This is a genomic window from Streptomyces sp. NPDC096176, from assembly GCF_044763255.1.
In the GTDB taxonomy this organism is placed as follows: Bacteria; Actinomycetota; Actinomycetes; order Streptomycetales; family Streptomycetaceae; genus Streptomyces.
In genome coordinates this window covers 71,997-91,138 of record NZ_JBIWFV010000001.1, presented here as the reverse complement: position 1 = coordinate 91,138, position 19,142 = coordinate 71,997, and the positions used below count along the sequence as shown (strand labels likewise).

Annotated in this window: 17 protein-coding genes and 1 pseudogene; 3 read left to right on the top strand and 15 right to left on the bottom strand. The window is 70.5% G+C overall.

Annotated features, from left to right (window positions below; genetic code table 11):
• Nucleotides 1-83: 83 nt before the first annotated feature.
• From ACIQ7Q_RS00475 to ACIQ7Q_RS00445, 7 genes are read right to left on the bottom strand one after another with little or no spacing between them, the layout of a single operon-like run.
• A complete protein-coding gene (locus ACIQ7Q_RS00475; RefSeq protein WP_403854682.1) occupies nucleotides 84-2,582 on the bottom strand; it encodes an NADH-quinone oxidoreductase subunit G in 2,499 nt (832 codons plus the stop codon).
• Nucleotides 2,579-3,955 (bottom strand): NADH-quinone oxidoreductase subunit NuoF, encoded by a 1,377-nt coding sequence (gene nuoF / locus ACIQ7Q_RS00470; RefSeq protein ID WP_403854679.1) that lies wholly within the window; start codon nucleotides 3,953-3,955, stop codon nucleotides 2,579-2,581. Before nuoF ends, ACIQ7Q_RS00475 begins: the two co-directional genes overlap by 4 nt.
• Nucleotides 3,955-4,767 carry an NADH-quinone oxidoreductase subunit NuoE gene (nuoE, locus tag ACIQ7Q_RS00465; protein ID WP_403856373.1) on the bottom strand — a complete coding sequence of 271 codons (813 nt, stop codon included), beginning with the start codon at nucleotides 4,765-4,767 and terminating at the stop codon, nucleotides 3,955-3,957. Before nuoE ends, nuoF begins: the two co-directional genes overlap by 1 nt.
• A gap of 17 nt (nucleotides 4,768-4,784) precedes the next feature.
• Nucleotides 4,785-6,107, bottom strand: a complete 1,323-nt coding sequence (locus ACIQ7Q_RS00460; protein WP_403854676.1) for an NADH-quinone oxidoreductase subunit D — start codon at nucleotides 6,105-6,107, stop codon at nucleotides 4,785-4,787.
• Nucleotides 6,104-6,832 carry an NADH-quinone oxidoreductase subunit C gene (locus tag ACIQ7Q_RS00455; RefSeq protein WP_403854673.1) on the bottom strand — a complete coding sequence of 243 codons (729 nt, stop codon included), beginning with the start codon at nucleotides 6,830-6,832 and terminating at the stop codon, nucleotides 6,104-6,106. The genes ACIQ7Q_RS00460 and ACIQ7Q_RS00455 overlap by 4 nt, the downstream gene beginning before the upstream one ends.
• Nucleotides 6,829-7,383 (bottom strand): NADH-quinone oxidoreductase subunit B family protein, encoded by a 555-nt coding sequence (locus tag ACIQ7Q_RS00450; protein WP_356636698.1) that lies wholly within the window; start codon nucleotides 7,381-7,383, stop codon nucleotides 6,829-6,831. The genes ACIQ7Q_RS00455 and ACIQ7Q_RS00450 overlap by 4 nt, the downstream gene beginning before the upstream one ends.
• 18 nt (nucleotides 7,384-7,401) lie before the next feature.
• Nucleotides 7,402-7,761 (bottom strand): NADH-quinone oxidoreductase subunit A, encoded by a 360-nt coding sequence (locus tag ACIQ7Q_RS00445; protein WP_003974383.1) that lies wholly within the window; start codon nucleotides 7,759-7,761, stop codon nucleotides 7,402-7,404.
• Nucleotides 7,762-8,482: 721 nt separating this feature from the next.
• Between ACIQ7Q_RS00445 and ACIQ7Q_RS00440 the strand changes: the two genes are divergently transcribed.
• A complete protein-coding gene (locus ACIQ7Q_RS00440; RefSeq protein ID WP_403854670.1) occupies nucleotides 8,483-9,289 on the top strand; it encodes a C40 family peptidase in 807 nt (268 codons plus the stop codon).
• A gap of 188 nt (nucleotides 9,290-9,477) precedes the next feature.
• A complete protein-coding gene (locus ACIQ7Q_RS00435) occupies nucleotides 9,478-10,269 on the top strand; it encodes a class I SAM-dependent methyltransferase (RefSeq protein WP_403854667.1) in 792 nt (263 codons plus the stop codon).
• Between the two features lie 33 nt (nucleotides 10,270-10,302).
• Here the strand turns inward: ACIQ7Q_RS00435 and ACIQ7Q_RS00430 are convergent, their stop codons facing one another.
• Together ACIQ7Q_RS00430 and ACIQ7Q_RS00425 are read right to left on the bottom strand one after the other, a co-directional pair.
• Nucleotides 10,303-10,872: a GNAT family N-acetyltransferase gene (locus ACIQ7Q_RS00430; protein ID WP_403854664.1), complete on the bottom strand. Its 570-nt coding sequence runs from the start codon at nucleotides 10,870-10,872 to the stop codon at nucleotides 10,303-10,305.
• Nucleotides 10,869-12,155 (bottom strand): geranylgeranyl reductase family protein, encoded by a 1,287-nt coding sequence (locus ACIQ7Q_RS00425; RefSeq protein WP_356636706.1) that lies wholly within the window; start codon nucleotides 12,153-12,155, stop codon nucleotides 10,869-10,871. The genes ACIQ7Q_RS00430 and ACIQ7Q_RS00425 overlap by 4 nt, the downstream gene beginning before the upstream one ends.
• Nucleotides 12,156-12,271: 116 nt before the next feature.
• Here ACIQ7Q_RS00425 and ACIQ7Q_RS00420 point away from each other — a divergent pair, with 116 nt between their 5' ends.
• The gene (locus ACIQ7Q_RS00420; RefSeq protein ID WP_403854660.1) at nucleotides 12,272-12,799 is read left to right on the top strand and encodes a GNAT family N-acetyltransferase; all 528 of its coding nucleotides are present in this window, start codon (nucleotides 12,272-12,274) and stop codon (nucleotides 12,797-12,799) included.
• Here ACIQ7Q_RS00420 and ACIQ7Q_RS00415 read toward each other — a convergent pair.
• The 6 genes and pseudogenes from ACIQ7Q_RS00415 to mqnC all read right to left on the bottom strand — a co-directional run bounded on the left by ACIQ7Q_RS00415 (nucleotide 12,786) and on the right by mqnC (nucleotide 19,060).
• Nucleotides 12,786-15,218 carry a hypothetical protein gene (locus ACIQ7Q_RS00415; protein ID WP_403856454.1) on the bottom strand — a complete coding sequence of 811 codons (2,433 nt, stop codon included), beginning with the start codon at nucleotides 15,216-15,218 and terminating at the stop codon, nucleotides 12,786-12,788. The two genes, ACIQ7Q_RS00420 and ACIQ7Q_RS00415, sit on opposite strands and share 14 nt — an antisense overlap.
• A 117-nt stretch (nucleotides 15,219-15,335) precedes the next feature.
• Nucleotides 15,336-15,404: pseudogene (locus ACIQ7Q_RS00410) on the bottom strand (zinc-ribbon domain-containing protein); the annotation flags it as partial.
• 139 nt (nucleotides 15,405-15,543) lie between these two features.
• A complete protein-coding gene (locus tag ACIQ7Q_RS00405; RefSeq protein ID WP_403854657.1) occupies nucleotides 15,544-16,476 on the bottom strand; it encodes a glutaminase in 933 nt (310 codons plus the stop codon).
• A gap of 10 nt (nucleotides 16,477-16,486) precedes the next feature.
• Complete coding sequence (locus tag ACIQ7Q_RS00400; protein WP_356636714.1) at nucleotides 16,487-17,182, bottom strand: demethylmenaquinone methyltransferase; 696 nt, start codon at nucleotides 17,180-17,182, stop codon at nucleotides 16,487-16,489.
• 71 nt (nucleotides 17,183-17,253) lie between these two features.
• On the bottom strand, nucleotides 17,254-17,853 hold the full coding sequence (locus ACIQ7Q_RS00395) for an imidazolonepropionase-like domain-containing protein (protein WP_403854654.1): 600 nt from the start codon (nucleotides 17,851-17,853) through the stop codon (nucleotides 17,254-17,256).
• Between the two features lie 7 nt (nucleotides 17,854-17,860).
• The gene (gene mqnC, locus ACIQ7Q_RS00390; protein WP_403854651.1) at nucleotides 17,861-19,060 is read right to left on the bottom strand and encodes a cyclic dehypoxanthinyl futalosine synthase; all 1,200 of its coding nucleotides are present in this window, start codon (nucleotides 19,058-19,060) and stop codon (nucleotides 17,861-17,863) included.
• Between the last annotated feature and the right edge of the window lie 82 nt (nucleotides 19,061-19,142).

Here is a 19,142-nt window from a genome sequence, read left to right as displayed (position 1 = left end):
CAGGCCGGCAAGGGTCAAGGACCCGGTCGGCCGCGCGGCGCCGCGCGTGCGGGCGGCCGCCGGCCTGCGGGTGTCGCGGGCGGTCATGACCGCACCTCCGGTGCTGCCGGAGCCGCCCCGGTCACGGCCGCGATACGGACGAGCTCGCCCGGGCGGGCGCCCGTGTCGGAGGTCACGCCGCCGCCCACGGAATTCGTCGGCAGCCAGACCACCCGGTCGGGCATCTCGCTCACCTGGAGCGGCAGCCGGACGGTTCCGGACGGTCCGGCGATCTCCAGCTCGTCGCCGTCCTTGACGCCCGTCTCCGCCGCGGTGACCGCGGAGAGCCGTGCCACGGCGGCGTGCCGGGTGCCGGCCAGCGCCTCGTCGCCCTGCTGCAGCAGGCCCTGGTCGAGCAGCAGCCGGTGCCCGGCGAGGACCGCCTCGCCGGCGCCGGGCCGGGGCAGTGGCTTCGCGCTCTCCAGCGGCTCGGTGGCCCGGGGTCCGTCCCAGCTGCCGAGCCGTTCCAGCTCCGTACGTACGGACTTGAGGTCCGGAAGGCCGAACGGCACGTCGAGCGTGTCGGCGAGCATGTGCAGCACCCGCGCGTCCGCCGGTGCGAGGCGGCGGGTCATGTGCTCGGGTTTCAGCGCCGCCTCGAACATCCGGGCCCGGCCTTCCCAGTTGAGGAAGGTGCCGGGCTTCTCCGCGACGGCCGCGACCGGGAAGACGACGTCCGCGCGTTCGGTGACCTCGCTCGGCCGCAGCTCGAGCGAGACCAGGAAGCCGACGGCGTCGAGCGCCTCACGCGCCCGCGCCGGGTCCGGCAGGTCGGCGACCTCGACGCCCGCGACGAGCAGCGCGCCCAGTTCACCGGTGGCCGCGGCCTCGATGATCTGGCCGGTGTCGCGGCCGTAGCGGTGCGGGAGTTCGCGTACCCGCCAGACCTCCGCGGTCTCCTCACGGGCCCGCGGGTCGGTGGCCGGCCGGCCACCGGGCAGCAGCGACGGCAGCGCGCCCGCTTCGACTGCGCCGCGCTCACCGGCGCGGCGTGGCATCCACACCAGCTGCGCGCCGGTCGCGGTCGCGGTGCGCACGGCGGCGGTGAGACCACCGGGCACGGCCGCGAGCCGCTCGCCGACCACGATCACCGCACCCTCAGCGCGCAGCGCCTCCGCCGCGGCCGCGCCGTCGCCGTCGAGGCCGGTGCGGGAGGCGAGTGCGTCCAGCCACTCGGTCTCGGTGCCTGGCGCGGCGGGCAGCAGGGTGCCGCCCGCCTTCTCGAGGCCGCGGGTGGTGTGGGTCGTGAGGGAGAAGGTGCGCTGCCCGTGCTTGCGGTGGGCCTTTCGCAGCCGCAGGAAGACGCCCGGGGCCTCCTCCTCCGACTCGAGGCCGACGAGCAGCACCGCGGGAGCCTTCTCCAGCGCGGTGTAGGTGACGCCGGTGCCGGACAGGTCCCTGCCGCGGCCTGCGACCCGGGCCGCCAGGAAGTCGGCTTCCTCCGCGGAGTGCACGCGGGCACGGAAGTCGATGTCGTTGGTGTCGAGGGCGACCCGGGCGAACTTGGCGTACGCGTAGGTGTCCTCGACGGTCAGCCGGCCGCCGGTCAGGACGCCCGTGCGGCCCCTGACCAGCCCGCGGGCCGCGGCCTCCAGCGCCTCCGGCCAGCTCGCCGGCTCGAGCACACCCTGCTCATTGCGGACCAGCGGTGTGGTGAGGCGGTCGCGCTGCTGGGCGTAGCGGAAGCCGAAGCGGCCCTTGTCGCAGATCCACTCCTCGTTGACCTCGGGGTCCTCGGCGGCCAGCCGCCGCATGACCTTGCCGCGGCGGTGGTCGGTGCGGGTGGCGCAGCCGCCCGAGCAGTGCTCGCACACGCTCGGCGAGGAGACCAGGTCGAACGGGCGGGAACGGAAGCGGTACGCGGCCGAAGTGAGCGCGCCGACCGGACAGATCTGGATGGTGTTGCCGGAGAAGTACGACTCGAAGGGATCGCCCTCGCCGGTGCCGACCTGCTGCAGCGCGCCGCGCTCCAGCAGCTCGATCATCGGGTCGCCCGCGACCTGGTTGGAGAACCGGGTGCAGCGCGCGCACAGTACGCAGCGCTCACGGTCGAGCAGCACCTGCGTCGAGATCGGCACCGGCTTTTCGAAGGTGCGCTTCTTCCCCTCGAATCGGGAGTCGGCCTGACCGTGCGAGACGGCCTGGTTCTGCAGTGGGCACTCGCCGCCCTTGTCGCAGACGGGGCAGTCCAGCGGATGGTTGATCAGCAGCAGCTCCATCACGCCCTGCTGCGCCTTCTCGGCGACGGGCGAGGTGAGTTGCGACCTGACGACCATGCCGTCGGTACAGGTGATGGTGCAGGACGCCATCGGCTTGCGCTGGCCCTCGACCTCGACGATGCACTGGCGGCAGGCGCCGGCGGGGTCGAGGAGCGGATGGTCGCAGAAGCGCGGGATCTCGATGCCGAGCTGCTCGGCGGCCCTGATGACCAGCGTCCCCTTGGGGACGGAGATCTCGATGCCGTCGATCGTCAGCGAGACGAGGTCCTCGGGCGGCTGCGCGGCCGCCCCGCTCCCGGAGGGAGCGCCAGTGGTGACCGTCATGCGTTCACCTCCATGTGCTTGTCCGCCCAGGCCGTCGACCTGGCCGGGTCGAAGGGGCAGCCGCCGCCGGTGATGTGCTGCTCGTACTCGTCGCGGAAGTACTTGAGCGAGGAGAAGATCGGCGATGCGGCACCGTCGCCGAGGGCGCAGAAGGACTTGCCGTTGATGTTGTCGGCGATGTCCTTTAGCTTGTCGAGGTCGGACATGAGGCCCTTGCCCGCCTCGATGTCGCGGAGCAACTGGACGAGCCAGTACGTGCCTTCGCGGCACGGTGTGCACTTGCCGCAGGACTCGTGCGCGTAGAACTCGGTCCAGCGGGTGACGGCCCGCACCACGCAGGTGGTCTCGTCGAAGCACTGCAGCGCCTTGGTGCCGAGCATCGACCCGGCGGCGCCCACTCCCTCGTAGTCCAGCGGGACGTCGAGGTGCTCGTCGGTGAACATGGGGGTCGAGGACCCGCCCGGTGTCCAGAACTTCAGCCGGTGGCCCGGCCGCATGCCGCCGCTCATGTCGAGCAGTTGGCGCAGCGTGATGCCGAGCGGCGCCTCGTACTGGCCGGGGCTCGCGACATGGCCGGAGAGCGAGTAGAGCGTGAAGCCCGGGGACTTCTCGCTGCCCATCGACTTGAACCAGTCCTTGCCCTTGTTCAGGATCGCGGGAACGGACGCGATGGACTCGACGTTGTTCACCACAGTGGGGCATGCGTACAGACCGGCGACCGCGGGGAATGGGGGCCTGAGCCGGGGCTGCCCGCGGCGGCCCTCCAGGGAGTCCAGCAGCGCGGTCTCCTCACCGCAGATGTACGCGCCGGCACCCGCGTGCACGGTGACGTCGAGGTCGAGTCCGCTGCCGAGGACGTCCTTGCCGAGGAAGCCCGCTTCGTAGGCTTCGCGTACGGCCTCGTGCAGGCGCCGCAGCACGGGGACGACTTCACCGCGCAGGTAGATGAAGGCGTGGTTGGAGCGGATCGCGTAGCAGGCGATCACGATGCCCTCGATGAGGGAGTGCGGGTTCGCGAAGAGGAGCGGGATGTCCTTGCAGGTCCCGGGCTCCGATTCGTCGGCGTTGACCACGAGGTAGTGGGGCTTGCCGTCGCCCTGCGGGATGAACTGCCACTTCATCCCGGTGGGGAAGCCCGCGCCGCCGCGGCCGCGCAGGCCCGAGTCCTTCACATAGGCGATCAGATCGTCGGGCGACATGGCGAGCGCCTTGCGGAGCCCCTCGTAGCCCTCGTGCCGGCGGTAGGTCGCGAGCGTCCACGACTCCGGTTCGTCCCAGAAGGCGGAGAGTACGGGAGCGAGCAGCTTCTCCGGGCCCGTCCCTCCCCCGGTCTGCTGCCGGGAGCCGCCGCCGTACTCGGTGGACAAGGTCATCACTCCCCCTCCTCGGCCACAGGTCCGGCCGGGTTCTCCGGGTCGGACGCCGAAGTCTTCTGCGGTGCGTCGTGCGAGCTGAGGTGCTCGGAGCCGGGCTGCGGACGGTCCTCGGGAGCCTCGCCGCGCGGGTGGACCACGCGCGCGGGGGCGGCCTCGCCCTTGGCGAGCTTGAGCCCGATCAGCGAGGCGGGGCCGGCACCGCCGGTGGCCTCGACGGCACCGGCGCGCTCGTCGGGGAAGCCGGCCAGGATGCGGGCCGTCTCCTTGTACGAGCACAGCGGCGCGCCGCGGGTGGGAGCGACTTGCTGCCCGGCCCGCAGGTCGTCGACGAGCTGCTTCGCCGACTCGGGCGTCTGGTTGTCGAAGAACTCCCAGTTGACCATCACCACGGGGGCGAAGTCGCAGGCCGCGTTGCACTCGATGTGCTCGAGCGTGACCTTGCCGTCCTCGGTGGTCTCGTTGTTGCCGACGCCGAGGTGCTCCTTGAGCTCCTCGAAGATCGCGTCGCCGCCCATGACCGCGCACAGCGTGTTGGTGCAGACGCCGACCTGGTACTCACCGGAGGGCTTGCGCCGGTACATCGTGTAGAAGGTGGCGACGGCGGTGACCTCGGCCGTGGTCAGGCCCAGCATGTCCGCGCAGAACCGCATGCCCGTACGGGAGACGTAGCCCTCCTGCGACTGCACGAGGTGCAGCAGCGGCAGCAGGGCGGACCGGCTGTCGGGGTAGCGGGCGATGATCTCCTTGGCGTCCGTCTCGAGCCCGGCGCGCACCTCGGCCGGGTAGTCGGGTGCGGGGAGCCGCGGCATCCCCAAGCTGACGTCGGTCATCGGTCGACGCCTCCCATCACGGGGTCGATGGACGCGACGGCGACGATGACGTCGGCGACCTGGCCGCCTTCGCACATCGCCGCCATGGCCTGCAGGTTGGTGAACGACGGGTCGCGGAAGTGGACCCGGAAGGGGCGGGTGCCGCCGTCGGAGACGACATGGACGCCAAGTTCGCCCTTGGGCGACTCGACCGCGGCGTACGCCTGTCCGGCCGGCACCCTGAAGCCCTCGGTGACCAGCTTGAAGTGGTGGATCAGGGCCTCCATGGAGGTGCCCATGATCTTCTTGATGTGGTCCAGGGAGTTGCCGAGACCGTCGGCGCCCAGGGCGAGCTGGGCGGGCCAGGCGATCTTCTTGTCGGCGACCATCACCGGGCCCGGCTCGAGCCGGTCCAGGCACTGCTCGACGATCCGCAGCGACTGGCGCATCTCCTCGAGGCGGACGAGGAACCTGCCGTAGGAGTCGCAGGAGTCGGCGGTCGGGACGTCGAAGTCGTACGTCTCGTAGCCGCAGTACGGGTCGGTCTTGCGCAGGTCGTGGGCGAGGCCCGTCGAGCGCAGGATCGGTCCGGTCGCGCCGAGCGCCATGCAGCCGGTGAGGTCCAGGTAGCCGACGTCCTGCATACGGGCCTTGAAGATCGGGTTGCCGGTGGCGAGCTTGTCGTACTCCGGCAGGTTCTTCTTCATGGTCTTCACGAACTCGCGGAGCTGGTCCATCGCGCCGGGCGGCAGGTCCTGGGCGAGGCCGCCGGGCCTGATGTACGCGTGGTTCATGCGCAGGCCGGTGATCAGCTCGTAGATGTCGAGAATCAGTTCACGATCACGGAATCCGTAGATCATGATGGTCGTGGCGCCGAGCTCCATGCCGCCGGTGGCGATGCACACGAGGTGCGACGAGAGCCGGTTGAGCTCCATCAGCAGGACGCGGATGATCGTCGCCCGGTCCGGGATCTGATCCTCGATGCCGAGCAGCCGCTCCACGCCCATGCAGTACGCCGTCTCGTTGAAGAACGGCGTCAGGTAATCCATGCGCGTGACGAAGGTGGTGCCCTGCGTCCAGGTCCGGTACTCGAGGTTCTTCTCGATGCCCGTGTGGAGGTAGCCGATGCCGCAGCGGGCCTCGGTGACGGTCTCGCCGTCGATCTCGAGGATCAGGCGGAGCACGCCGTGCGTCGAAGGGTGCTGCGGACCCATGTTGACGACGATGCGCTGGTCGTCGGCCTTGGCCGCGGACTGGACGACCTCGTCCCAGTCCCCGCCGGTGACGGTGTAGACGGTGCCCTCGGTGGTCGCTCGGGGCGTTGCGTGGGGTGTGGTCACGAGTACGACCTCCGCTGGTCCGGAGCCGGGATCTGGGCGCCCTTGTACTCGACGGGGATACCGCCGAGCGGATAGTCCTTGCGCTGCGGGAAGCCCTGCCAGTCGTCCGGCATCATGATCCGGGTGAGGGCGGGGTGGCCGTCGAAGACGAGCCCGAAGAAGTCGTAGGTCTCGCGCTCGTGCCAGTCGTTGGTCGGATAGACCGCGACCAGGGACGGGATGTGCGGATCGCGGTCCGGGGCGGGGACCTCGAGCCGGATCAGCCGGCCGTGGGTGAGCGAGCGCAGGTGGTAGACGGCGTGCAGCTCGCGGCCCTTGTCGTGCGGGTAGTGCACCCCGCTGACACCGGTGCACAGCTCGAAGCGCAGTGCCGGGTCGTCGCGGAGGGTCCTGGCGACCTGCGACAGGTGCTCGCGCGCGATGTGGAAGGTCAGTTCTCCGCGGTCGACGACCGTCTTCTCGATGGCGTTCTCCGGGAGGAGCCCCTGCTCCTCCAGCGCGCCCTCGAGCTCGTCGGCGACCTCGTCGAAGTACCCGCCGTAGGGGCGGGACGAGGGGCCCGGCAGGCGTACGGAGCGTACGAGCCCACCGTAACCGGACGTATCCCCTCCGTTGTTGGCACCGAACATGCCGCGCTGGACGCGGATCTCCTCGCCGTGCTCACCGCGCTGGCCGGGGAGATTCTGCTCGGAGAGTTCCTTCTCGGGATTCGGCTGATCCGTCATCGCAGCAGCCCCTTCATCTCGATCGTCGGGAGCGCCTTGAGGGCCGCCTCCTCCGCCTCGCGGGCCGCTTCCTCCGCGTTCACGCCGAGCTTGGAGCTCTGGATCTTCTGATGGAGCTTGAGAATCGCGTCCATCAGCATCTCGGGGCGCGGCGGGCAGCCCGGCAGATAGATGTCGACGGGGACGACATGATCAACGCCCTGCACAATTGCGTAATTGTTGAACATTCCGCCCGATGATGCGCAAACCCCCATCGAAATGACCCACTTGGGGTTGGGCATCTGGTCGTAGACCTGGCGCAGGACGGGCGCCATCTTCTGGCTCACCCGCCCGGCCACGATCATCAGGTCGGCCTGGCGCGGCGAGCCGCGGAAGACCTCCATGCCGAAGCGGGCCAGGTCGTACCGGCCGGCGCCGGTCGTCATCATCTCGATGGCGCAGCAGGCCAGGCCGAAGGTCGCGGGGAAGACGGATGACTTGCGCACCCAGCCCGAGGCCTGTTCGACGGTGGTCAGCAGGAAACCGCTCGGCAGCTTCTCTTCGAGTCCCATGGTGTGCCCCTCAGCCCCTCAGTCCCATTCCAGGCCGCCGCGCCGCCACACATACGCGTAGGCGACGAAGACGGTGAGCACGAAGAGCAGCATCTCCACGAGCCCGAAGATCCCCAGGGCGTCGAAGGTGACGGCCCAGGGATAGAGGAAGACGATCTCGATGTCGAAAATGATGAAGAGCATCGCCGTCAGGTAGTACTTGATCGGGAAGCGACCGCCTCCGGCGGGCGTGGGAGTGGGCTCGATGCCGCACTCGTACGCTTCGAGCTTTGCCCGGTTGTACCGCTTGGGGCCGATAAGCGTGGCCATGACCACGGAGAAGATCGCAAACCCTGCCCCGAGGGCGCCGAGCACAAGGATGGGCGCGTAAGCATTCACCCTCCTCGCTCCTTCCAGTCGTCCTTGACCGTTGGACCGCACCGGGCAACCGCCTCGCCGCCTCGAAGGCCGTGCCCGACCCCCAAGATCACGCTCGAAGATCGTGCACATGTGAGGCAGTTCACAAGCCCGACTGCCCCGCATCCTATGCCTCTCGGTCTGTGATCTGCGACACGGGGTCGGTGATCGAGTTTGTGATCTCCACCACCCGACGAAGGATCATGAAGTCGGATGAGCGGTGATCTTCATACGCGAAGCTCCCGGGCGATCACCAGACGTGACATCTTGAGCCGTTACCGCTGGTCGGGGCGGTTGCGCCCTATCAAGCCATGCCCCATGCGCGCAAATTGGAGATGGACCGCATCGGGTGATATTGGACTCCGGGTCACCCGGCAGAGGGATCGAGCGGATCGCGATGGACGCGTGCGTGCGTTCACGAGCTCCCGACCGGCAGGACGTTGACCATTCTGTGACCTGCGCCACTCGCTCAAGAGTTCAACAAAAGCGGGCTTGGCCAACGACGTAAAGGGGTGGTAAGCCTCCGGCAATTCGGACCTTTTACTGAAAGCCAATGATCACAGCGTTGATCATGGTTGTCCGCTTTGCCCGTTACGGCGTCAATAAGGGGCCATCCAGAGCGGATTCACAGCTTCCGGTCGCAACTGTGGTGCAACACACGTTTCTTGAAGGGAACCGTGAAGCCCTGATAGCGGTTGTACTCATGTCCCACACCGCTCACATACCCAGCCACCGGAAGCCCCGCCGCAGCGCCTCGAAAATGGCGATACGCGCCGGAGTTGCCGGTGGCTTCCTCAGCACCATCGCGGTGGCAGGTGCCGCCGGGCCGGCGAACGCCGAGCCGGTGACCGAGACCATCGAGATGCCCCTCCTCACCGCCGACGCCGGCAACGCGGTCGCGCAGTCCGCCGAGGCCACCCAGCAGGTCGCCCTCGACCTCGAGGCCCAGGCGCAGCTCCGGGCCCAGCAGGACGCCGCCGCGGCCAAGGCCGCGAAGGCCGCCGAGAAGGCCAAGGCCGAGGCGGACCGCGAGGCGGAGGCCAAGGAGAAGGAAGAGGCGAAGAAGCGCGCCGAGGCCGCCGCCAAGGAGCGCGCCTCCCGCGACTCCGAGCGCACCTCGCTCTCCGCCTACAGCTCCACCGGCACCCCCGCGAGCGGTTCGGCCGGTGCCGTCGTCGCCTTCCTCAAGGCCCAGCTGGGCGACGCGTACATCATGGGCGCCACCGGCCCCAACGCCTGGGACTGCTCCAGCCTCGTCCAGGCCGCCTACCGCACCGTCGGCATCGACCTGCCGCGTGTCTCGCAGGACCAGTCCCTGGCCGGTACCCAGGTCGGCACGTCCAACCTGCAGGTCGGCGACATCCTGTACTGGGGCGGCGCCGGCTCCGCGTACCACACGGGTGTCTACATCGGTGACGGCCAGTACCTGGACGCCGCCAACCCCAGCAAGGGCGTGGTCATCCAGGACCTCTCCGGTTACCCGGCGAGCGGCGCCGTGCGCGTCCTCTGACGTCCCCTCAGTGCCTGGAAGGGCCGTCGCTCCCTCGGGGGGAGCGGCGGCCCTTCGCCGTTCCGGTGTGACCTGCCGACGGCTCCCGACACCGCCGCGCCGGCCGCCGAGGCGCTGAGACCGGGCGGACCGTGCCGTACATGGTTAGCATCCGAGAGGGGCAGCCCACGGATGGCACGGAGGCCGTCATGCAGCACACACCCGGATCCCGCCTGTCGACGAACCGTTCCCGGCTGGGCCACAAGGTGAGGTACGCGCTGCGGCACCCCCGTCGCGTACTGCCCTACCTGCGGCGCGCGGGACGGGACGGCTGGCTGCGGCTGCGCCACCGCGGCGGGCACGTCGCCTACTACCGGGCGGTGATGGCGTCGGACACCGCGAAGAGCCCGGAGGCCGCAGTGGGCGGCGGGCCGTCGCACGACCGCTGGCTCGCCATCGGCCGGATGCAGTTCGACTATCTGCGGGAGCACGGCCTGCGGCCGCAGGACCGGATGCTGGAGATCGGCTGCGGCAATCTTCGGGCCGGGTGGCGGTTCATCGACCATCTGGAGCCCGGTCACTACTACGGGATCGACATCTCGCCCGACATCCTCATCGAGGCCAAGAAGACCCTCGTCAGCTACGGCCTCCAGCACAAGCTGCCGTATCTGACCCCCGTGGAGAACCTCACGCTGGACTTCCTGCCCGACGCGTCGTTCACGGTCGTGCACGCGCACAGCGTCTTCTCGCACTCGCCGCTGGAGGTCATCGACGAGTGCCTCGCGAACGTCGGCCGGGTGCTGGCGCCCGGCGGCTTCTTCGATTTCACCTACGACCGCACGGAGACACGCGAGCACCAAGTACTGGGCGAGGACTTCTACTACCGCACGGAGACGCTGACCCGGCTGGCCGCGAAGCACGGTCTCGTGGCCCGCTTCATGGACGACTGGGAGCTGCTGCCGCACGGGCAGTCGAAACTCCGTGTCACCCACCCCGTCTGACCGCGCGGGCCGGCCGAGGCGTCGGCCGGCCCGTCAGGGGCGCGGAGGGCCTTCGTGCAGGATCCGCTGGAACAGGCGGTGGTCGCGCCACGCGCCGTCGATGTGCAGATAGCGCGGCGCCGTGCCGATGAGCTCGAAGCCGCACCGTTCGAGCACCCGCTGCGAGCGGACGTTGTCGGTCAGTGTGCCGGCTTCAACGCGGTGCAGGCCCATCTCCCGGGCGGCGATGCCGCACACCTCCCGTACGGCCGCGGTCGCCAGCCCGCGGCCCTGGTGGTCGGCGTCCGTCCAGTAGCCCAGGTAGGCACTGCAGAACGGGCCCAGGACGATGCCGCTGAGCGTGATCGTTCCCACGACGCGGCCGTCGTCGGCCTCGAGCAGCCAGGGCACCAGGCGGCCGCCCTCGTACTCGCGCAGCCGTTCGCCGAGGCGGTGGGCCTGGCCTTCGACGGTGAAGAAGTCGTCAGGGCGGCGGGGCTCCCACGGCGCGAGATGCTCCCGGTTCGCCACGTACGCCGCGCACAGCGCCCCGGCGTCGCCGGGTGACGCGGTGCGCAGCACCACACCACCGGGGAGCCCGGCGATGAGCCGGTCGGGCTTCACGCCTTCGGTGCCACCTTCGAGAGGCCGTTGATGATGCGGTCCATCGCGTCACCGCCCGACGGGTCGGTCAGGTTGGCCAGCATCTTGAGCGTGAACTTCATCAGCATCGGGTGGGTCAGACCCCGCTGCGTCGCGATCTTCATGACCTTCGGGTTGCCGATCAGCTTCACGAACGCACGGCCCAGTGTGTAGTAGCCGCCGTAGGTGTCCTTGAGGACCTTCGGGTAGCGGTGCAGGGCCAGTTCGCGCTGGGCAGGGGTCTGCCGGGCGTGCGCCTGGACGATGACGTCGGCGGCGATCTGGCCGGACTCCATGGCGTAGGCGATGCCTTCACCGTTGAACGGGTTGACCAGGCCGCCCGCGTCGCCGACGAGCAGCAGGCCCTTGGTGTAGTGCGGCTGGCGGTTGAACGCCATGGGCAGGGCCGCCCCGCGGATCGGGCCGGTCATGTTCTCGTCGGTGTAGCCCCAGTCCTCCGGCATCGACGCGCACCAGGCCTTGAGGACCTCGCGCCAGTCCAGCTCCTTGAAGGAGGCAGAGGTGTTGAGGACGCCGAGGCCGACGTTGGACGTGCCGTCACCCATGCCGAAGATCCAGCCGTAGCCGGGCAGCAGCCGGTCCTCACCCGGACCGCGCCGGTCCCACAGCTCCAGCCACGACTCCAGGTAGTCGTCGTCATGGCGGGGGGAGGTGAAGTACGTACGGACCGCGACGCCCATGGGGCGGTCCTCGCGCCGGTGCAGGCCCATGGCGAGGGAGATACGGGAGGAGTTGCCGTCCGCGGCGACGACGAGGGGGGCGTGGAAGGTGACCGGGGTCTTCTCCTCGCCGAGCTTGGCGTGCACGCCCGTGATCCGGCCGGTGCGGTCGTCGATCACGGGCGCGCCGACGTTGCACCGCTCGTACAGCCGGGCGCCCGCCTTCTGTGCCTGCCGCGCCAACTGCTCGTCGAAGTCGTCGCGCTTGCGCACCAGGCCGTAGTCCGGGAACGAGGCGAGATCCGGCCAGTCGAGCTGGAGCCGCACACCGCCGCCGATGATCCGCAGGCCCTTGTTGCGCAGCCAGCCGGCCTCTTCCGAGATGTCGATCCCCATGGAGACCAGCTGCTTGGTGGCGCGCGGGGTGAGTCCGTCGCCGCAGACCTTCTCGCGCGGGAAGGCGGTCTTCTCCAGCAGCAGTACGTCCAGGCCGGCCTTGGCCAGGTAGTACGCGGTGGTGGAGCCTGCCGGGCCTGCTCCGACGACGATCACATCGGCAGTGTGCTCGGTGAGGGCTTCGGTCACGGCGGCTTCTCCCGAAGATTCGATTCGATGTTGCGCTGCGATATTGCGTACCGAACGGCACAGGACGTGTGCAGTCTATGGTGACGTACCGATCAACCGACCGAAGGGCTCCGTCTATGAGCAGCAGGCCGCTTCCCGTGATACAGCTGCGCGTCCCCACCGACGAGGACGCCCTGGCCTGGCACCGGGTCTTCGACGACCCGGAGGTCATGGAGTTCCACGGCGGCAGGTCGGCCGAACTGTCGGTGTACGAGGAGCTCACCGCGCGGCAGCGCAAGCACGACGCCGAGCACGGTTTCTGCCTCTGGACGATGCTCGACGAGGACGGCGAGGTCATCGGATTCACCGGCGCCCAGCCCTGGCCGCACGAGGGTTTCGGTCCCGTGGGCGAGATCGAGATCGGCTGGCGGCTGGCCCGCTCCGCGTGGGGCAGGGGCTACGCGACCACCGCCGCCCGCACCACGCTGGAGCGGGTACGGGCGGCAGGTGTGGAGCGGGTCGTGGCGATGGTGAACTCGCGCAACGAGCGCTCCATCGCCGTGACTCGGCGGCTCGGCATGGAGCACGCCGAGACCTTCGTCACCGTCTCCCAGCAGGAGGCGTACTGCTTCCGTCTAGAAGTGGGCGCGATCAGCCTGCCTTGAACGTGCTGAGGGCGGTGGAGAACACCTGGTCCTTCGCCGCGTCCCAGTTGTCGGCGCGGCCGGCGGCGAGAATCGCGTACTCGGTGCCGTCGGCCGCGACGAAGGCCTGGTCGATGATGTGGCGCCTGCTGTCGCTCTCGTCGGGCTCGGGGATGTGCGTGAACTCCCAGATCGCCCCCGGCCGTCCCTGGTAGGTGTTCTCTTCCATCCGCACCCGCCGGTAGTCGCTTCTGGAGTTCGCGAGGTGCTTCTTCTCCAAGCCGACGAAGTTCTCGTACGAGCTCCTCGGGGTGTTCTCGACGATCCCGATCTGGAGGTACTCGCCTCCGGTCGGGGCCTCGTAGAAGACCTGGCCGCCGGCCTGCCGGCGCGACCAGCCCTCCATCACCGCGACCGTGAAACCGGCCGGGTCCTGCCGCAGCGCGAAGCCGACCGGGAGCGCGGTGCCGCCGCCCCCGGGGGTGGCCGACGGGCCTGCCGCGCCCTCGGAGGGGCCCGGGGTGGTGGAGGGTGTGGAGGCGGGCGGCGGGGTGGGCGAGGGCGACGAGGACGCCTTCGGGTCGGCGTGCGCGGACCCGCCGGGCCTCTCGACGACCTCGAGCGACGGGGACGCCTGCTCCTCGTTCCTGTCCTTCAGCATCAGCACACCGGCCGTCGCGCCGCCGCCGACGACAAACGCGACGGTGAGGGTGACGGCCCACACGACGGCGCGGCTCTTGCCGCTCCCGTCGGGGGCGGGGGTGTGGGCTTGGGCGGCGGACTCGTTGTACGGGCCGGCGGCCGGCTGCGGCTGCGGCGCGTACGGTCCGGGGGCGTAGAGCGCGGCGCCCCCGTCGACGGCGGTGGGCGTGGCGACGGGCGCGGGTTCCGCCGGGGCGCCTTCCGGCGCGGGGACAGCCCCGACCGACCCCGGACCGGCAGGCGCGCCCGGACCGGCGGGCGAGCCCGAGTCTGCGGGCGAGCCCGAACCTGCGGGTGAGCCGGCCTCGGCAGGCGCGCCCGGACCGGCAGGCGAGCCCGGGGCCGCGGGCGCGTACGGGTGGGGCCCGGCGCTGCCGGTCGGCGGCAGCCCGGGGACGGGCCACGCAGGCGGGGGCGGGGCGAACGCCGCGACGCCCGGCGCAACCGAACCGGCGCCCACCAGGCGCAGCAGCAGCGGCCCGAGCAGCACCGCGCCGCCCAGCCACAGCAGACCGAACAGCAGCATGTCCGGGACGCTCGGGGCGGCGGCGGTGGTGCCGCTGCCCCCGAAGTCACCGAGGCCGCCCGCGAGTTCGAAGGAGGCCCCGCTCAGCCCGGTGAGGAGCAGGACGAGTCCCAGCGCGAAGGCGCCCGTCAGTGCCTGCTCGCGGCGGTCGGCGGAGCGGCGCGCGGCCCACAGGCCGAAGGTCAACGCGCACACGACGCCCAGGGCCAGGGCACCGGTCACCGCGCCGCCGCCCCACTCGTCGGAGATCTCCCCGAGCCCGACGGTGCCGCCCTCCGCGCCGGAGCCGAGCGAGCCGACGCTGCCCCGGAAGTTGTACTCCACCGGTGCGCCCCAACTCAGCCCGAGCACCGCGAATCCGATGTTGGGCAGGATCGGCAGAGCGATCAGCAGCGCCGTGCCGTCGACCTCGTCGGTGTTGGCGTACACGATGAAACCGACGAGGGAGCAGAGGGCAACCACCACGCACAGCGCGCGGACCGCCGTCCCCAGGGCGCGGACCGCCGACAGGGCGGCGGGGTGCTGCGCCAGGCGTCCCGCAAGGGCGTCGCGCTGGAGCACCCCGACGCTGACCGCCAGCGAAAGCGCCAGAGCCCCGAGCGCGGCGAGCACCGGCGAGGAGGAGACCTCCACCCCCAGGATCTCGGGCTGCGCGAACAGACCGAGAACCAGCACCACGCCCGTCACCAGCAGGGAGACGCGTACGGCGGCCTCCAGGCCCTCGCCACGGGCGCGCAGCGTCCGCGCCCCCAGCCAGAGCGCCGCGATCCACAGCGCGGTCACCGTCAGCGGTACGAGCGAGAGCGATGCCGCTCCCTGTGCGAAGTCCTCCATACCGGAGCCGAAACCGGAGCCGTGATCAGAGCCGTAATCGGATCCGTAACCGGAGTCGGAGCCGTAACCGGGCCCGAAGTCCGAGCCGTCGGGGCGGAGTTGCGAGGGACCCGCCGCCGACAGTTCGAAGCCGCCGCCGAAGCCCTGCATCAGCAGGGCGAGCGCGATGCGCAGCCGGTCGCTCCAGCCGACGACGACCTCGTGACTCTGCCCGTACGAGGGGATGGCCAACGCCGTCGCGAGCACGAGCAGCAGTCCGGCGGGCCGGACGGCTGCCTTGGCGGACGACAGCCAGTCGCCCCGCAGGACGCGTCCGAGGAAGGCCCCGACGGGCGAGGGCTGTGCGGGGCCGGGCCCGTAGGCCGGCGGAGGCGGCATCGCAGGAGGAGGCGGCGGCGGCGCCATCGGCGACGCTGCCGGCGCCACCGCAGGAGGAGGCGGCGCCTGCGCCGGTGGCGCTTCCGGCACCACCGGCCCTTCCGGCTGCCGCTCCTTTCCGCATTTCATGCAGAAGCGCGCCTCATCCGGGGATGGGGTGCCGCAGTGCTGGCAGTACGACGCCATGAGGAGACTCCGAAACGGCAGGCAGGGACGGGGAGAGGGCCGTGAACAGACAGGGAGATTGTCGTAGACAACTGACACATCTTCACCACCGGCCGGTTCCCGTCAACTCGCCCTCCCCGCCCGGAAAGTGGCGCGGACGTCAGAACACGGAGAGACCCGTCAGCGTCGTGAAGCGGTCCAGCGCCGCCACGCCCGCCACCGAGTTGCCGCGGGCGTCCAGCCCGGGGCTCCATACGCACAGCGTGCAGCGCCCCGGCACGACCGCCACGATCCCGCCGCCGACTCCGCTCTTGCCGGGCAGACCGACCCGGTAGGCGAAGTTACCGGCCGCGTCGTAGGTGCCGCAGGTGAGCATCACGGCGTTGATCTGCTTGGCCTCGCTGCGGGTCAGCAGCCGGGAGCCGTCGGCGCGCAGCCCGTGCCGGGCCAGGAAGCGAGCCGCCAGCGTGAGATCGGCGCAGCTCATCTCGATCGAGCACTGCCAGAAGTAGTGGTCGAGCAGCGTCGGCACGGGGTTGCCGATGTTGCCGTACGAGGCCATGAAGTGGGCGAGGGCGGCGTTGCGGTCGCCGTGCGCGGACTCCGATTCGGCGACCTCCGGGTCGAAGGCCAGTTCCGGGTTGCCGCTCTCCTGCCGCAGAAACTCCAGCAGTTCACTGCTCGCGTCGCCGGTGAGGGTCTGGAGCCGGTCGGTGACGACGAGCGCGCCCGCGTTGATGAAGGGGTTGCGCGGGATCCCGTTCTCGTACTCCAGCTGCACCAGCGAGTTGAACGGGTTGCCGGAGGGTTCGCGGCCGACGCGTTGCCACACGCTGTCGTCGTCGGCGGCCAGCACCAGCGCGAGGGTGAAGACCTTGGTGATCGACTGTACGGAGAAGGGGTGTTGCCAGTCCCCCACTCCGTAGACGTTGCCGCCGACGTCGGCGACGGCCATGCCGAAACGCCCCGGGTCGACACCGGCGAGAGCCGGGATGTACTCGGCGGGGGTGCCGCTGCCGACCAGCGGGGCGATGTCGTCGGCGATCTGCTCGAGGACCGCCTGGTAGTCGACGGCGATCCCTGCGTGTTCCACGTCGGGCTGCCTACCGCGGCTTGGTACCGCGGTGCAGCGCCACGATGCCGCCCGTCAGGTTGCGCCAGGCGACCTTGGACCAGCCGGCCTGCTGGAGCCGGCCCGCCAGCGCCGGCTGGTCGGGCCAGCCCTGGATCGACTCGGCGAGGTAGACGTACGCGTCGGGGTTGGAGGAGACGGCTCGGGCCACCGGCGGCAGCGCACGCATCAGGTACTCCTCGTACACGGTCCGGAACGGTGCCCAGGTGGGGTGCGAGAACTCGCAGATCACCACGCGGCCGCCGGGCTTGGTCACCCGGTACAGCTCGCGCAGCCCCGCGTCCGTGTCCTGCACGTTGCGCAGGCCGAAGGAGATCGTCACGGCGTCGAAGACGTCGTCGGCGAAGGGCAGCTTCGTCGCGTCGCCCGCGGTGAGCGGCAGCCAGGGGTTGCGCTTCTTGCCCTCGCGCAGCATGCCGAGCGAGAAGTCGCAGGGCACGACGTACGCGCCGGTGGCCGTGAACGGCAGCGAGGAGGTGCCGGTGCCCGCGGCGAGGTCCAGGACCTTCTCCGCCGGGCGGGCGTCCACCGCCTTCGCGACCTCCTTGCGCCACAGCCGGGCCTGGCCGAGCGAGATCACGTCGTTGGTGAGGTCGTACTTCGCCGCCACGTCGTCGAACATCGAGGCGACTTCGTGCGGCTGCTTTTCCAGGGAGGCTCGGGTCACGCAGCCCATTCAAGCAGCATCACCCGCGGAAGCCCGGCGTGCCCTTCCGCATGGCGGCCGTGCCTCTTCGGTCAGCGGGCTCGGTGGACCAGACGGCCGCCGAGGACGGTGGCCACACAGGTCGACGCCCCGCGCCGCACCAGCTCGGCCCGGTCCGGCACGTCGAACACGGCGAACCGGGCGGGACCGCCCGGTGCAGGCCCCGGCAGCAGGACAAGCGGCACCGGCGAGAAGGACGGCGGCCCCGGCAGGACCGCCGGGCGCCGGCCGACGGCGAGCCCGGCCCGGCGCACGGCGTCCAGGGCGGGCCGGCCGCGCAGCTCGCCGGCGATGGCGACCGTTCCGTGCGCCAGCAGCCGTTGGACACCGCGGCGCGCGCTGGCGCCCCGTCGTGCGCTGTCGGCGCGGAAGATGGCCTGCGCGCGCTCCCCCGTGATCGGCTCGGTGCCGAACTCGTCGGCCTCGCGCGGGTCCGGATGGTAGGCGCCTTCGAGCAGCTCAGGCCCGTAGGGGTTGAGCAGTCCGGGGGTGAGGATGCCGGGCCACCGCCGCACCCGCGCCTGCGGGTGCGCGGCGGACAGTTCCTCGTACGGGCCGACGGCGGCGATGTGTGCGCCGTCGACGAGAACGGCGAGTTCGGGCGAGGCCTCGGCCACGTGGATCGTCAGCACGGTCGCGTCAGGTGGTGGGGAGCAGCTTCAGCTCGGGGTGGGCCGTTCCGCCCTCGATCGCGGTGGACGAGAGATGAGAGACGACGCGCTCGTCGACCGGGTCGTTCGCCGGGTCGTCGTGCACGACGATGTGCTCGTACGTCGTCGTGCGCTGGGCGGGGACGCGGCCCGACTTACGGATCAGGTCGATGATCTCCTGGCGGTTGGAGCGGTGCTTGGCGCCGGCCGAGGAGACGACGTTCTCCTCGAGCATGATCGAGCCCAGGTCGTCGGCGCCGTAGTGCAGCGACAGCTGGCCGATCTCCTTGCCCGTGGTCAGCCATGAGCCCTGGATGTGGGCGACGTTGTCGAAGAAGAGCCGGGCGATCGCGATCATCCGCAGGTACTCGAAGATCGTGGCCTGGGTGCGGCCCTTGAGGTGGTTGTTCTCCGGCTGGTACGTGTACGGGATGAAGGCCCGGAATCCACCGGTCCGGTCCTGTACGTCACGGATCATCCGCATGTGCTCGATGCGCTCGGCGTTGGTCTCGCCGGTGCCCATCAGCATGGTGGAGGTCGACTCGACCCCCAGGCCGTGCGCGATCTCCATGATCTCCAGCCAGCGCTCGCCGGATTCCTTGAGCGGGGCGATGGCCTTCCGCGGCCGCTCGGGCAGCAGCTCCGCGCCGGCGCCCGCGAAGGAGTCGAGACCGGCGGCGTGGATCCGCGAGATCGCCTCCTCGACGGACACCTGGGAGATCCGGGCCATGTGCTCCACCTCGGAAGCGCCGAGCGAGTGGATCACCAGCTGCGGGAACGCCTTCTTGATGGCGGCGAAGTGCTCCTCGTAGTACTCGACGCCGTAGTCCGGGTGGTGGCCGCCCTGGAACATGATCTGCGTCCCGCCGAGCTCGACGGTCTCCGCGCAGCGGCGCAGGATGTCGTCGAGGTCGCGGGTCCAGCCCTTCGCCGTGTCCTTCGGCGCCGCGTAGAAGGCGCAGAACTTGCACGCCGTGACACACACGTTGGTGTAGTTGATGTTGCGCTCGATGATGTACGTCGCGATGTGCTCCGTACCGGCGTAACGGCGCTTGCGGGCGGCGTCGGCCGCCGCGCCCAGGGCGTGCAGAGGAGCGGAGCGGTAGAGCTCGAGCGCCTCCTCGGGGGTGATCCGCCCGCCTTCGGCGGCACGGTCCAGGACGGGCTGGAGATCGGCCTTCTCGGTCACCGGGCGTCACCCTTCGGCGGTTTTTCTGTGGAGCTGCGGACCGATCCAGGCTACGCCACGCCTCTGGCCGGCCGGTGGGCAC

Bases quoted from the DNA above. Each gene is read 5' to 3' on its own strand.
- ACIQ7Q_RS00450 (WP_356636698.1), bottom strand. From the start codon at position 7,383: ATGGGACTCGAAGAGAAGCTGCCGAGCGGTTTCCTGCTGACCACCGTC.
- ACIQ7Q_RS00435 (WP_403854667.1), top strand. From the start codon at position 9,478: ATGCAGCACACACCCGGATCCCGCCTGTCGACGAACCGTTCCCGGCTG.
- ACIQ7Q_RS00415 (WP_403856454.1), bottom strand. From the start codon at position 15,218: ATGCCGCCTCCGCCGGCCTACGGGCCCGGCCCCGCACAGCCCTCGCCC.
- ACIQ7Q_RS00440 (WP_403854670.1), top strand. From the start codon at position 8,483: ATGTCCCACACCGCTCACATACCCAGCCACCGGAAGCCCCGCCGCAGC.
- ACIQ7Q_RS00475 (WP_403854682.1), bottom strand. From the start codon at position 2,582: ATGACGGTCACCACTGGCGCTCCCTCCGGGAGCGGGGCGGCCGCGCAG.
- nuoE (WP_403856373.1), bottom strand. From the start codon at position 4,767: ATGCCGCGGCTCCCCGCACCCGACTACCCGGCCGAGGTGCGCGCCGGG.
- ACIQ7Q_RS00455 (WP_403854673.1), bottom strand. From the start codon at position 6,832: ATGACGGATCAGCCGAATCCCGAGAAGGAACTCTCCGAGCAGAATCTC.
- nuoF (WP_403854679.1), bottom strand. From the start codon at position 3,955: ATGACCTTGTCCACCGAGTACGGCGGCGGCTCCCGGCAGCAGACCGGG.
- ACIQ7Q_RS00420 (WP_403854660.1), top strand. From the start codon at position 12,272: ATGAGCAGCAGGCCGCTTCCCGTGATACAGCTGCGCGTCCCCACCGAC.